Origin of the sequence: Geobacillus sp., from assembly GCF_017515625.1 — a bacterium.
Taxonomy (GTDB): Bacteria; Bacillota; Bacilli; order Bacillales; family Anoxybacillaceae; genus Geobacillus; species Geobacillus stearothermophilus.
In genome coordinates this window covers 1-12343 of the sequence record NZ_JAFWFM010000091.1, presented here as the reverse complement: position 1 = coordinate 12343, position 12343 = coordinate 1, and the positions used below count along the sequence as shown (strand labels likewise).

The following is a 12343-nucleotide window of genomic DNA, read 5'->3' as shown; positions in this document are numbered from 1 at the left end:
CGTGAAGGTGCGCCAGCACCAGTGAAAGTGGGAGATGAATGTCGGTTGGCGTTAGCCAACGAATAGGATAGAATATGGCTAGAACGGACACCTTCGGAACGAAGGGAAGCGTAAAGGGTTCTTGTGTGTGGCTTACCGTTCGGCGAACACGCACAAGTCGCTTGAAGCCCCCACCTCCAAGCGAAGCGTAGGTGGTGGGTAGTTCACATGTTGCTTCAGCGTATTGCGCACTTCCGGGGTTGTTGCTTCGGCAATGGCCATTGCGCACGCTTTGATCGCGCTTTTCGCCCCAATGAGATAGTCGGCGGCGATCATTTGATCATTGAATACGCCGGTCGGCGTCATCGTTGCCTGCATCGTTGTCCCTCCTCCGTTCGTTACGATAATAAGTTTTGCAAGTCGCGGATGTGCTGCTCTGTTTTTTGCATGTCTTGTTGAATGAGCGATTTCAGCTGCGGGTCGCTCGCCATTAGACTATTTGTTGTCGCACACGTCGTGCTGATCGCTTTTGGGGATGTTTTCCTTGCAATGACGTTCCTCGGATTGTCCACACTAACGGACAAGGAGGGACAATCGATGAACGAAACGTGTTTCTATTGCCAATGCGAGTGCGACGACAACGTGCATTACGTCTCGTTCCATGCGAACGATGAAGAACGCGAGGAAGCGCTTTGTCCGGAATGTTACCAAGAATGGCTGCAGGGCATGAAAGGCTAAAAAAACCGCACCGGTTCGGTTACGGTGCGGTTTTTTCCGCGAGCGGAGGGGTGGTGACGACATCGGACAAGTCGCTCTCTTCGTCATAAGAACGATACACGGCTGCTTTGGTCCGCGGAGCGTGAAGCGACAACGATAAAATGCGCTCGTTCCCGTTGTGGGCGACTTTTGTTTCCATCCTCAGCGCCGCATCCGCCAGTGTCAGCGAGTAAAAGCGGTACGTCAAACCGAGCCAAGTGCGCTCGGACCGGACGGTGTCCGGATGATGGCGGATCAGCTCCGCCAGCTCGGCAAACGAATGGTTTTCCCGCTGAAGCCATTCGCGAATGGCGGCTGCCGTCTGTTCCAGCAAATGTTTCCATGACGGTGTCATCGACATCATCCTTTTTTACATCCAGCATGCCCATTTTCGCCCTTTGTTATGCGGGCAGGCGGATGGAAAACGTCGTCATGTCTTCATCGGATGAACAGCGGATATCTCCGCCATGGTCTTCAATCACTTTTTTGCAAATGTACAACCCGATGCCGGTTCCGAGTTTTTTCGTCGTAAAAAACGGCTCGAAAATCGTTTCCACAATGTCGGCCGGAATGGACGGACCGTTGTTGGCGATTTCGATGATGATGCTTCCGTCTTGGCAACGGGCGGCGATGTTGATCCGCCGCGGTTTTTCCCTCTCTTTCAACGCTTCGATCGAGTTGAGCAAAATATTTACCAGCACATGGCGCAGCTGATCTTTATAGGCAAATATATGTATGGATTCATCGATCGCCACCGAAAGGTCGACATCGCTGTCGACGATCGAGGCGTATAAAAACTCGATAATTTCCTCCAACAGCTGGCAAAGCGAAAACGTTTCCTTTTCGCTTTCAACAATTTCTTTGCGTGAGGCATGCAAAAATTGCGAAATGCGAAATTTCAGCTGCTGCAACTCATGGTCGATAATGTCTAAATAAGGAAGATGCGGATGCTCAAACTTCAATAATTGAATAAAACCAATAATAGCCGTAAGCGGATTGCGAAACTCATGGATAAAACTCGATGACATTTGTCCGAGCAGCGTCAGCCGGTCTTGATGCGATCTGGCAATGAGCGCATTTTTCTCATGCAGCTCCTTTTCTTTTAACTCATTGTATTTGGTGACCGCATGAAACAAAAACTGGTCAAACAACTCGTTCATATGGTCAATGAGCGGGGCGAGCTCATCGACGGACAGCGGTGCGGCCAACGCATGGTTGATGATCAGGCGCCGTCCCAAGTTTACGTTGTAAACAAGGGCGCCGATGCCGGTGTTCATCTCCTCCCGTTCTTTGGCGATTTTGTACGCCAGCCGTACAACCATCTCGCCGGGCCACGACTGCAGCAGCGCCTCTTTGACCAAGGTGAACACCGCCAAGCCGTTTTGTTCGACACCGTCGATATATTTGTCATCGTCGGCAATTTTCATGTGCTGCAGCCAATAGGCGAGGAAGTCCGGCAAATGGGTTTCCAAATGGGTGACAAGCTGCTGTGCGGCAGATGTCAACAAAGCCACCTCGCTTTCTGTCGTTTATTTTTATTATAATTGAGAACATCGAACTAGAACAGAGGGAAAATGGCTGCATATCCGAGAAAACTAGTTTCCTTCCGCGAAAAAGGCGGGTGGTTTGAACAAAAACGGAAAAATCATTTATAATGAATGGGACGAACAAATATTTTGCAAAAGGTTGGGGACGATCGTGAAATTGTATGACTCGATTTTAGATTTGATCGGTGGTACGCCGATCGTGAAGCTCAACCGTCTCCCGGATCGGGAGGGAGCGGACGTATATATAAAACTCGAATCGTTCAACCCAGGCGGCAGCGTCAAAGATCGGCCGGCTTGGGAAATGATCCGCCGGGCAGAGGCGGAAGGGAAAATTACGCCTGGAAAAAGCACGATCATCGAACCGACGTCCGGCAACACCGGCATCGGGTTGGCCATGGTGTGCGCCGCCCGCGGGTATCGCTGCATCATCACGATGCCCGACAATGCGACGGTGGAGCGGGTGAAAATTTTAAAGGCGTACGGAGCCGAAGTTTATTTGACGCCGGCGGAGAAGCGGATGCAAGGGGCAATTGATGAAGCGAACCGGCTGGCTGGCGAAATCCCTGACAGCTTCATTCCGATGCAGTTTGAAAATTCGGCCAATCCGGGTGCGCATCGCCATACAACGGCGGTGGAAATTTACGAGGCGTTTGATGGGCGGCTCGATGCGTTCGTGCTCACCGCCGGCACCGGCGGGACGGTGACGGGAACAGGGGAGGAACTGAAAAAGCGCATTCCAAATTTGCGCATTTACGTCGTTGAACCGTACGGTTCGCCGGTGTTGTCGGGCGGGAAGCCGGGGCCGCACAAAATTCCCGGCACGGGTCCGGGGTTTATCCCGAAAATTTTAAACCGCTCGATTTACGATGACATTTTTTTGATCAAAGATGAGGATGCCCAGCAAATGGCGCGCCAACTGGCGGCCAAGGAAGGCATTTTGGTCGGCGCCTCAGCGGCGGCGAGCGCTTATTACGCCATCAAAGTGGCAAAACAGCTCCCGAAAGGCGCACGCGTCCTTTGCATGGCGCCCGATTCCGGCGAGCGGTATTTGTCATCCGATTTATTCGCCGATTAAGCGGACGTCGATCGACGAAAAAAGCGAGGATTTCTTGCCTTTCATTGGGAAGTGAAGCATTCCTCTCTGCAAAACAAAGAGGAATGCTTTTGTTTGATCGTTTGCCGGTGTGGAGAACAAAAAAACCGACCGGTCGTTCTTGATGAAGGATGACAATCGGCTTTCTTTCTGGTTCCTTGGCGCATGCGTTGAGCGCCTCAGCGGGGAGTGCGGTGAATCGTTGCTGTTCTTTTGGCAGATCGAACGAGCGCAGCGCTGCGTCATGGTCGGAATGATAAAAACAGTGACGGATTTCATGAACCATTTCGAATCCTCCATCGATGACGGCAGGAACGCTTGGGGAGATGGGCCGGCAATTGCCGGTGATGTTGCTGACAGCGTTCATCGATTTGGCGCCGGGGGGTATGGATCAAATGGGGATTTTGGCGCGGGAAGCGCATGCCGATCTTGCTGTTGTGACAAGTTATCAAATGTTCCGCATTTTTTTTATTTTGCTTGTCGTTCCGCCGGTGCTGAAAAAATGGTTTGCCGCCCGCTGGTTTCGATCGATTGAACGATGGGTCATGCCGTCTGCGTCAATCCAAAAGAAAGGGCTGTGACAAGAAACAAATATATGCTAAACTAGAAAGAAAAAGGAGGGGGGTTGCCATGAACCATTCGACCGTTTATCGTCCGCACAGCCCGGTGGCGAAGTTGGCGGTTTCCTTTTTAGCGGCGCTGGCTGTTGCGACCGCAGGGCTGTATGCCGGGCAATGGGTGCCGGCCGGGATGTACTTGCCGCTCTATGGCTTGGAACTCATTTTGCTTTTGGTGATGATCTTCGCCCGCAGCAAAAAAGCGGTCGGCTATCCGCTCATGTTTGCGTTTATGTTTGTCTCGGGGGCGACGCTCTATCCGCTCATCGGCTATTACTTGTCCGTCATCGGTGCAGCGGCGGTGTTCAAAGCGTTTGCGCTGGCCGTCGTCTCGTTTTCCGGCGTTGCCATTTACGCGGCGAGAACGAAAGAAGATTTTTCGTTCCTCGGCGGGTTTTTGATGCTTGGCGCGTTTGCGCTTCTTGGCTTGCTGATCATCCAATGGTTCATTCCATTTTCCAGCGTCGGGCAAATGGGCATCGCTGCTTTGGGGATTTTGATTTTCCTTGGCTTTACGATTTACGACATCAACCGTTTGGCCCGCTACGGCTTTACGGAAGCGGATATCCCGATGATTGTCGTCAATATTTACCTTGATTTCATCAATTTGTTTGTCTACATTTTGCGTTTTTTCGCCAGCGATGAGGATTGAGTGCCAAAAAGGGCTGCCAAAAGGAGCAGCCCTTTTTCTATGACGATGGCACAGATCAAAGCGGCAAGTCGAAATGGTGCGGCTATTTTTTTACGGCATGAAAGGTGAAACGCGGTGAGGCAGGAATCGGCAAATGGTGGGGCGAATAAAAGAAAGAAATGGAGAAGAAAGGGGCCTCATGATGAAGTTTGCCGTCAATGTTTCGACGATTTTCACGGAAGCGCCGTTTCTTGCCCGGTTTTGCCAAGGCGAAGCAGCACAGGTTTTCGCACGTTGAGTGCCAGTTTCCGTACGCTGCGGCGCCTGAGGCGGTTGCCGCTGAACTGGAGGAATACGGGCTGTCGCTCGTTACGATCAACTTGCCGGCCGGCGATTGGGAAAAGGGGGAGCGCGGACTGGCGATTCTTCCCGGCCGTCATGACGATTTCCGCCGTGCGCTTGAGGAAGGGGTGCGCTATGCGCTCGCGCTTGGCGCGCCGCGTCTTCATTGCATGGCTGGAGTGGTTCCGGCCGATTTGCCGCGGGAACGGGCGAAAGAAATATACATGCGCCGCTTGGATGAGGCGGCCGCTGCGCTCGGCGTCCACGGTTTGACGCTGACGATTGAACCGATCAATCCGTTCGATATGCCGGGCTACTTTTTAACGGATATTGATGAAGCCGTGGCCATCATTCGCGCTCTTGGCAGGGCAAATGTGAAAGTGCAATACGACATCTACCATATGGCGCGGCTTGGGCGCGATGTGACAGCGACGTTTGCGGCCTATGAACCATTGATTGACCATGTGCAATTTGCCGATGCCCCCGGGCGGCATGAGCCGGGGACGGGAGCGCTTCCGTATCGCGAGATTTTCGCATTTTTGCAAGAGCACGCTTTCCGAGCGGCTGACGGGACGGCCGGTTTATACGCTTGTGATCGGGTGTGAAGATGTGGAAAACGCCGTCCATTACCAAGAACAATGGGTGGAACGGCTGCGGCCGAAAATGGCGGAAATGTCCGTTTTAGCTGCTGAGGAGGCTTCCGTCTTTTGGCAGGCGTTTTATACAGCGGCGTCGAACGCGCGCCTGGCGCTGGCGAAAAACGGCGTGGAAGCGGCGGTGAAAATCGGCGTCGTCAACTTGGATGTGCTCGCCGTCTTGCAGGAAAGCGTTCTTATCGTTGATCGCTGCCACGTCCGTCTTGAGGCGCACGGTGGATTGGGCCATGGGCTTTGCCAGGTGTATGTACACGGAAGCGAAGAAGGGGGGTTGGCGGCCATTGAGGAGCTGCGTCAGGCAGCAGTTCGCCTTGGCGGCTATGCGATCGTGAAACATTTACCATTTTCGCTGCGCCAGCGCGTTGACGTTTGGGGCGGAAAGCCATCGTACTTTTTCTTGCTCGAAGGCATTAAGCGAAAAGATCCAAACAAAACGCTCAACGATCAGTGCTTTATTGGGGGGATTTAATCATGAGCACGATAATCAACGAACGGACGGATAGCCCGGCGTGTGCGACCACAAGCCTCGGCAACTCCCGATTTCCCGACTTGCCGGACCCGAGCAAGTGGGCTGATTGCGTCCACTGCGGCATGTGCTTGGAGTCGTGTCCGACGTATGAACAAACCGGCCAAGAGCAGCACTCTCCGCGCGGCCGCGTTTCCAGTCGGCCATCCGAAAGACATCGCCGCGCTGTTGCTCATTGAAGTGGACGGCATTTTCGCCGGGATTGACGAGCAAATCGACGATATTTTAACGATTTGCCGCCGCCACCATGTGCGCGAAGTGAAAGTCGCCCAGTCAGAGGAAGAGCGGGCGCGCTGGTGGGCGAACCGGAAAACCGGCTTTGGCGCCATGGGGGCGATTTCGCCGGATTATTTAGTGCAAGACGGCGTCATTCCGCGCAGCCGGCTGCCGGAAGTGTTGAACGAAATCGCCAACATCAGCCGCAAATACGGGCTTCTGATTGTGAATATTTTCCATGCTGGAGACGGCAATTTGCACCCGCTTGTGTTGTTTGATGCGAGCAAGCCGCTCGGCCCGGTTATTGAAACGGAGCTTGACCCGCTGTCGGTGTCGGTGAAAGCGCGCGTGAACGGCGTCGAAAAACAAAACAGCCCGACAGAGCTCATGATCATTTCGATCAGCAAAATGATCTCCTATTTGTCCCATGTCATGACGTTGCAACCGGGCGATGTCATTTTAACCGGAAGCCCGGTCGGCGCTGAGCTGGTTGGCCCGGGAACAGTCATTGAATGTGAAGTGGACGGCATCGGCACGCTCCGCAATACGTTTGTCGCCGCCAAAGCGCCGGCTGTCGCCGCCGAGATCATCGACCGGAAAGGGTTGCCCAGACATACCGATTGGACGATCACCGACCGCGAGGCGTTTTTCCGCGAGCTTGACACCATTCGGCAAAACGGATATGCGCTTGACCTGGAAGAAAATGAATATGGCATCCGCTGCGTCGCGGTGCCGATTTTCGACTATACAGGAAGCGTTGTCGCCGCCGTCAGCGTTTTCGGCCCGACGATCCGCATGACGGATGACCGCATCATGAGGCTTGCTGCGCGCATGCGCCAAATCGGCAAAGAACTCTCCGCCCGGCTCGGCCATCGGCCGATTCATTCCGTCCAGCCGTAACGGCTGGGCGTTTTGTTTTGCGGCGCGAACGGCCGGCTGGGCATGGCGGACGGAAGGGCATGCAGCCGAGCCGTGTTGCGCTTCGCTTTCCGAAAGACGCCCGCTTTTCGCCGCGTTTTGCTAGTGCAAACGGCAATGATGCATGTAAAATAGAAACGAGGTGATTGGCAACGTGAACAAACAGACGCTTTCCGAGTGGATCGAACAGCTTCGTCAGGACCCGAACGTCGTTCATTGGCATGAAATTGAGCCGAAAGAAGCCGACACAGTTCCGTTTCCGACCGAATTGAATCCGCGGCTGCGCGCGGCGCTTGAAGCGCGCGGCATCGCCTCGCTTTACACGCACCAGGCGTCAGCGTATGAGGCGGTGCGAAGCGGGCGGAACATCGTCGCCGTGACGCCGACGGCATCCGGCAAAACGCTCTGCTACAATTTGCCTGTGCTGCAAGCGATCGCGGAGGCGCCGGAAAGCCGCGCTCTTTACTTATTTCCGACCAAGGCGCTCGCCCAAGATCAAAAAAACGAATTACATGAAATCATCGCCGAGATGGGAACGCCGATTTACAGCTATACATACGACGGCGATACGGCGCCGGCGCTGCGGCAAAAAATCCGCCAGGCCGGTCATATTGTCATCACCAACCCGGACATGCTCCATACCGCCATTTTGCCGCACCATACGAAATGGATGTCGCTGTTTGAACAGTTGCGCTACGTCGTCATCGACGAACTGCATACATACCGCGGCGTGTTCGGCAGCCATGTCGCGAACGTCATCCGCCGCCTAAAGCGGATTTGCGCCTTTTACGGCAGCCGGCCGACATTTATTTGCACCTCGGCGACGATCGCCAATCCGCAGGAGTTGGCTGAGCGGCTGATTGGCGAACCGGTGGCGCTGATTGACAACAACGGGGCGCCGCGCGGACGGAAACATATCGTGTTTTACAATCCGCCGGTCGTCGAGCGGACGATGAACGTCCGTCAAAGTGCGACGAAAACGGCGGTCGAACTGGCGCGGCAGCTTTTACGCAACCACATTCCGACGATTGTGTTCGCCCGCAGCCGCGTCCGCGCCGAACTTATCTTAAGCCATTTGCAGGCGGCGGTGAAGGGGCGGATTGGGGAAACGATGGTCCGCGGCTACCGCGGCGGCTACTTGCCGAACGAACGGCGCGCGATTGAAAAGGGGCTGCGCAGCGGGGACATTATCGGGGTGGTCAGCACAAACGCGCTCGAGCTTGGCGTTGATATCGGCCAGCTGCAGGCGTGCATTCTCGCCGGTTACCCAGGAACGATTGCCAGCACGTGGCAGCAAGCCGGCCGCGCCGGCCGCCGCCATGGCGATTCGCTCGTGATTATGGTGGCCGGTTCAAGTCCGCTTGACCAGTACATCGCCGCCCATCCGGAATACTTCTTCGCCCGCTCGCCGGAAACAGCCCGCATCAATCCGGATAATATGCTCATTTTAGTCGACCATCTTAAATGCGCCGCGTACGAGCTTCCGTTTCGGCGCGGCGAGACGTTTGGTGGAGTCGAGGTCGAAGAAGTGCTCGATTTTTTGGCTGAGCAGGGGGTGCTTTATGAGCGCAGCGGCCGCTGGCATTGGATGAGCGAAGCGTTTCCGGCGCAAAACATTAGTTTGCGCTCTGCGGCGCAGGAAAATGTCGTCATTATCGATGTTTCTGACACCGCCCGCCATCGTGTCATCGGTGAGATGGATCGCTTCAGCGCGATGACGCTGCTCCATGAAGAAGCGATCTATTTGCACGAAGGGACGCAATACCAAGTTGAGCAGCTTGATTGGGAGGAGAAAAAAGCGTACGTCCGTCAAGTGGATGTCGAATATTTCACCGATGCCAATCTGGCCGTGCAGCTTGAAGTGCTGTCTGAAGACCGTACTGCCGAACGAGGGGCGATGGCCGTCAAGTACGGCGATGTATCGGTCCGGGCGATGGCGACGATGTTTAAAAAGCTGAAACTGTCGACGTTTGAAAACATTGGATGGGGGCCGATCCGCCTGCCGGAAGAAACGCTTCATACGTCGGCGGCATGGCTCGAATGGATGGAAGTGCCGCCGCGGTTTTCCCCGGCGTTGTTTGAGCACATTCTGGTGGGCATCGCCAACGTGCTTGGCCATCTAGTGCCGATGTTTGTCATGTGCGACCGCTCGGATATTCATGTTGTGCCGCAGCTGAAGGCGCCGCACTCCGGACGGCCGACCATTTTCCTTTATGACCGCTATCCGGGCGGCATCGGTTTATCGGAAGCGCTGTTTGAGCGGTATGAACAAATGCTGGCGAAAGTGAAAGAGTGGGTGGAGCGCTGTCCGTGTGCGGATGGCTGTCCATCGTGCATCGGTGCTCTTGATGCGGCAGGAATGCCGGTCAAGCATGAATTGGTGCAGTTTTTAGCTGAACAGCTCGCTGTGCGGAGCGGTTCCTCGGCTTAGCGCCAACCGCGCCCTGCGGCGCAGCTTCCCGGTCATCGAGACTGGACGGAAAGGAAGGGCGAGACGGATGAAGCCAAAGCTGTCGCAATGGAAAGAGCTGCTGGCCGCCCGGCATCAACCGAAGGCTGCGGCCGGAGAACTTGAAGCAGAAGCGGGTGAATGCCGGGCGGCGGACGTGCCGTTTGCTGAGCAGTGGCGACAATGCGGCGTTGTTCCGCATTCGTTTGCCGGCGATTATTGTCTTGTCCGCGAGACGGTGTACCCGCTTGATCACGAACATGGCCGCTATCGGCTCGGTGCGTTTTATGAGGTGCACCGGCGCTGGCAGGAGGCGCCGTTTTCCCACCCGCTCTCGTGCCGCGGGTTTGCCGTTGGCGACTTGTTCTTTTTTGACACGGAGACGATGGGGCTTTCAAGCGGAGCGGGAAATGTCATGTTTTTGCTCGGCCATGCCCGCTTTGCCGGTGATTGCGTCATCGTCCGCCAGCATTTTTTGCCGCATCCCGGAGCGGAAGTGGCGCTGTATCAAAGTTTCTTATCCGATGTCAACTATACGACGCTTGTTACGTACAATGGAAAAGCGTTCGACTGGCCGCGGCTGAAAACGCGCCATGCCCTTGTCCGTGACATGGTGCCGAAGCTGCCCGCGTTCGGTCATTTCGATTTGTACCATGCCGCCCGCCGATTATGGAAAGGCCGGCTCGATTCGCTGCGGTTGGCTGAAGTGGAGCGGCATATTCTTGGCGTCAAACGGAACGATGATGTGCCTGGTTTTTTGGCGCCGATGATGTACCAAGCGTTTTTGCAAACGCCCCATCCCGACCGGATCATGCCCGTTTTGCGCCATAATGAGCAAGACGTGTTGTCGCTCATCGTGTTATACATTCATTTGTCGATTCAGCTGCTTGACGCAAACCAACTCACCGATCCAGGCGAACAGCTGGCCGCTGCCCGCTGGTTGGAAACGGTCGGGGAGACGGCGGCCGCGCGGGGCGTCTATGAACAGGCGGGCGCCGGGCAGGCGAAAGAAGCGCATATGGCGAAGTGGCAACTGTCGCTTTTATATCGGAAGGAAAAACGGTATGACGAGGCGGCGGCGCTTTGGCGCGACTTATTGGAGTGTGGCGTCTATTGGAAGATGAAAGCGGGCCTTGAGCTGGCGAAAGCGTACGAACATTATTTCCGTGACCTTGATGAAGCGCACCGTTATGCGGCGGCGGCGTATGAGGCATGGCGGTCGCTTGCCAGGGCGAGCCGGCAGGCGGCGGACGGGGAGGAGCGGGAGTGGCGCAAGCGGCTTGAGCGGCTTATGCGCAAGAAAAACAGGCCGGGAAAATGAGACGCCCATTTCCCCGGCAAGCGCAAAATGTGACAGAAACAGAAAAATTCCTACTCTTCTTTTGCTGCGAATCTTGTAGAAAAATAAAAAAACGTGTACAATGGCGTCGGAATGAACGAAAACGAGGGCAGGGAGAAGAATGTGATGAGGAGCATGTACAAAAAAATTTTGTACCTCTTTTTTATTGTCGTCGGCTTGACGTTTGTCGTGTTCCATTATGTTTATTAACGGTTCACGATGCCCGAGATGACCGGCGCCGCGTGGGCGGGGCTGAAGAAGCGGATTCGGTTTGGCAGCGCCGCCGTGCAAAATGGGTATCTACACTAGTACGAGTTCGGTTCGTTCATCATAGGCTAGTATTGCAAACCAACAGTCTAGATGAAAGGAGAAGGATGCCTATGCATTGCCCGCCTTATGTAACGGCGCCGATTGTTCATCCGCCTCAATGCTGCGTCCAACATCATTTTCAAGCAACGATTGTGCCGCATATCCATCCGTCGCATACGATGCATGTGTATCACCAATTGTATGAACATCACCATTATTTCCCGCATACGGAATCGGCCGTCGCTCAGGCTGCCAACCGGCACCTGTATTGCCCAGGGCCGATGCCGCCGTTCCCGGTTGGATATTAAACAAACGGACGAAGGGGCCGCTCGCCGGCCTCTGTTTTTTGTCAAACGGTGTCCGGACCATGCGCTGGAACATCCGTTTTCAAGTATGAGGGGATGGATGGAATCATTTCCTTTTATTCGGTTTCGCGACCGGAATAAAGAAAACGTCAATTGACAACCGGACCGATTTCTGAAAAAATAAAGAAAAGAGTTGAAAGCGGATTGAGGTGAAAGCCATGTCAGCCAATCGCGTAAAACTAACGCCGAAAGACATTTTAGAAAAGGAATTTAAGGTGAGCATGCGGGGGTACAATCAAGACGAAGTGGACCAGTTTTTAGATATGATCATCAAAGATTACGAAGCGTTTCAGCAGGAAATTGAAGAGCTGCAACAAGAAAACGCCCGCCTGAAGCGGCAAGTCGAGGAGCTGCAAAAGCGGCCGTCGGTATCGGCCGGGACGACAAACTACGATATTTTGCAGCGCCTGTCCAATTTAGAGAAACATGTGTTTGGCCGGAAGCTGTACGAGTAGGCGATGTAGACAAATTCCAATTTTTTTCTCTTGCTCTTATGTGAAAAATCGATTATACTGTAAAATGCTCGCAGCGTTAATCATGCTCGGGTAATCGCTGCGGCCGGTTTCGACCGTAGAGGAAAGTCCATGCTCGCACGGTGCT

At 54.5% G+C, this 12343-nt stretch carries 14 protein-coding genes and 2 pseudogenes; 12 read left to right on the top strand and 4 right to left on the bottom strand.

The features are described from left to right. Positions 1 to 132: 132 nt before the first annotated feature. Together IKE44_RS05825 and IKE44_RS05820 are read right to left on the bottom strand one after the other, a co-directional pair. The gene (locus IKE44_RS05825; RefSeq protein ID WP_015374703.1) at positions 133 to 357 is read right to left on the bottom strand and encodes a spore coat protein; all 225 of its coding nucleotides are present in this window, start codon (positions 355 to 357) and stop codon (positions 133 to 135) included. Between the two features lie 20 nt (positions 358 to 377). Beyond that, positions 378 to 563 carry a hypothetical protein gene (locus IKE44_RS05820; RefSeq protein ID WP_061567589.1) on the bottom strand — a complete coding sequence of 62 codons (186 nt, stop codon included), beginning with the start codon at positions 561 to 563 and terminating at the stop codon, positions 378 to 380. Between the two features lie 13 nt (positions 564 to 576). On the opposite strand from IKE44_RS05820, the gene IKE44_RS05815 reads away from it, so the two are divergent. Further along, positions 577 to 717 (top strand): hypothetical protein, encoded by a 141-nt coding sequence (locus IKE44_RS05815; RefSeq protein ID WP_015374705.1) that lies wholly within the window; start codon positions 577 to 579, stop codon positions 715 to 717. 19 nt (positions 718 to 736) lie between these two features. On the opposite strand, the gene IKE44_RS05810 is transcribed toward IKE44_RS05815, so the two are convergent. Next, complete coding sequence (locus IKE44_RS05810) at positions 737 to 1090, bottom strand: hypothetical protein (RefSeq protein WP_033006776.1); 354 nt, start codon at positions 1088 to 1090, stop codon at positions 737 to 739. Between the two features lie 46 nt (positions 1091 to 1136). After that, entirely contained in the window at positions 1137 to 2240 is a 1104-nt protein-coding gene (locus IKE44_RS05805; protein WP_287465286.1) for a histidine kinase N-terminal domain-containing protein, read from the bottom strand. A 193-nt stretch (positions 2241 to 2433) separates the two neighbouring features. On the opposite strand from IKE44_RS05805, the gene cysK reads away from it, so the two are divergent. The 11 genes and pseudogenes from cysK to gpsB all read left to right on the top strand — a co-directional run bounded on the left by cysK (position 2434) and on the right by gpsB (position 12198). Further along, positions 2434 to 3357: a cysteine synthase A gene (gene cysK, locus IKE44_RS05800; RefSeq protein WP_287465284.1), complete on the top strand. Its 924-nt coding sequence runs from the start codon at positions 2434 to 2436 to the stop codon at positions 3355 to 3357. A gap of 302 nt (positions 3358 to 3659) precedes the next feature. After that, a complete protein-coding gene (locus IKE44_RS05795) occupies positions 3660 to 3956 on the top strand; it encodes an AbrB family transcriptional regulator (protein WP_259463474.1) in 297 nt (98 codons plus the stop codon). A 49-nt stretch (positions 3957 to 4005) separates the two neighbouring features. Further along, complete coding sequence (locus IKE44_RS05790) at positions 4006 to 4644, top strand: Bax inhibitor-1/YccA family protein (protein ID WP_020755708.1); 639 nt, start codon at positions 4006 to 4008, stop codon at positions 4642 to 4644. A gap of 197 nt (positions 4645 to 4841) precedes the next feature. After that, entirely contained in the window at positions 4842 to 5570 is a 729-nt protein-coding gene (locus IKE44_RS05785; protein ID WP_230581340.1) for a TIM barrel protein, read from the top strand. Further along, positions 5515 to 6090, top strand: a pseudogene (locus IKE44_RS05780) (FAD-binding protein); the annotation flags it as partial. The gene IKE44_RS05785 and the pseudogene IKE44_RS05780, both read left to right, overlap by 56 nt. 2 nt (positions 6091 to 6092) lie before the next feature. Beyond that, a pseudogene (locus IKE44_RS05775) lies at positions 6093 to 6281 on the top strand (4Fe-4S dicluster domain-containing protein); the annotation flags it as partial. After that, a complete protein-coding gene (locus IKE44_RS05770) occupies positions 6238 to 7263 on the top strand; it encodes an IclR family transcriptional regulator domain-containing protein (RefSeq protein ID WP_033015333.1) in 1026 nt (341 codons plus the stop codon). The pseudogene IKE44_RS05775 and the gene IKE44_RS05770, both read left to right, overlap by 44 nt. 172 nt (positions 7264 to 7435) lie before the next feature. After that, positions 7436 to 9712, top strand: a complete 2277-nt coding sequence (locus IKE44_RS05765) for a DEAD/DEAH box helicase (RefSeq protein ID WP_049624871.1) — start codon at positions 7436 to 7438, stop codon at positions 9710 to 9712. Between the two features lie 67 nt (positions 9713 to 9779). Beyond that, entirely contained in the window at positions 9780 to 11051 is a 1272-nt protein-coding gene (locus IKE44_RS05760; protein ID WP_033015329.1) for a ribonuclease H-like domain-containing protein, read from the top strand. Between the two features lie 398 nt (positions 11052 to 11449). Beyond that, on the top strand, positions 11450 to 11686 hold the full coding sequence (locus IKE44_RS05755) for a CotD family spore coat protein (protein ID WP_033009240.1): 237 nt from the start codon (positions 11450 to 11452) through the stop codon (positions 11684 to 11686). Between the two features lie 215 nt (positions 11687 to 11901). Continuing rightward, on the top strand, positions 11902 to 12198 hold the full coding sequence (gpsB, locus tag IKE44_RS05750) for a cell division regulator GpsB (RefSeq protein WP_033009238.1): 297 nt from the start codon (positions 11902 to 11904) through the stop codon (positions 12196 to 12198). The last annotated feature ends 145 nt before the right edge of the window (positions 12199 to 12343 follow it).

Excerpts from the sequence above, each read along its gene's own strand:
- IKE44_RS05825 (WP_015374703.1), bottom strand. The coding sequence starts at position 357 with ATGCAGGCAACGATGACGCCGACCGGCGTATTCAATGATCAAATGATC.
- IKE44_RS05815 (WP_015374705.1), top strand. The coding sequence starts at position 577 with ATGAACGAAACGTGTTTCTATTGCCAATGCGAGTGCGACGACAACGTG.
- IKE44_RS05810 (WP_033006776.1), bottom strand. The coding sequence starts at position 1,090 with ATGACACCGTCATGGAAACATTTGCTGGAACAGACGGCAGCCGCCATT.
- IKE44_RS05790 (WP_020755708.1), top strand. The coding sequence starts at position 4,006 with ATGAACCATTCGACCGTTTATCGTCCGCACAGCCCGGTGGCGAAGTTG.
- IKE44_RS05785 (WP_230581340.1), top strand. The coding sequence starts at position 4,842 with ATGTTTCGACGATTTTCACGGAAGCGCCGTTTCTTGCCCGGTTTTGCC.
- IKE44_RS05770 (WP_033015333.1), top strand. The coding sequence starts at position 6,238 with ATGAACAAACCGGCCAAGAGCAGCACTCTCCGCGCGGCCGCGTTTCCA.
- IKE44_RS05760 (WP_033015329.1), top strand. The coding sequence starts at position 9,780 with ATGAAGCCAAAGCTGTCGCAATGGAAAGAGCTGCTGGCCGCCCGGCAT.
- IKE44_RS05755 (WP_033009240.1), top strand. The coding sequence starts at position 11,450 with ATGCATTGCCCGCCTTATGTAACGGCGCCGATTGTTCATCCGCCTCAA.
- gpsB (WP_033009238.1), top strand. The coding sequence starts at position 11,902 with ATGTCAGCCAATCGCGTAAAACTAACGCCGAAAGACATTTTAGAAAAG.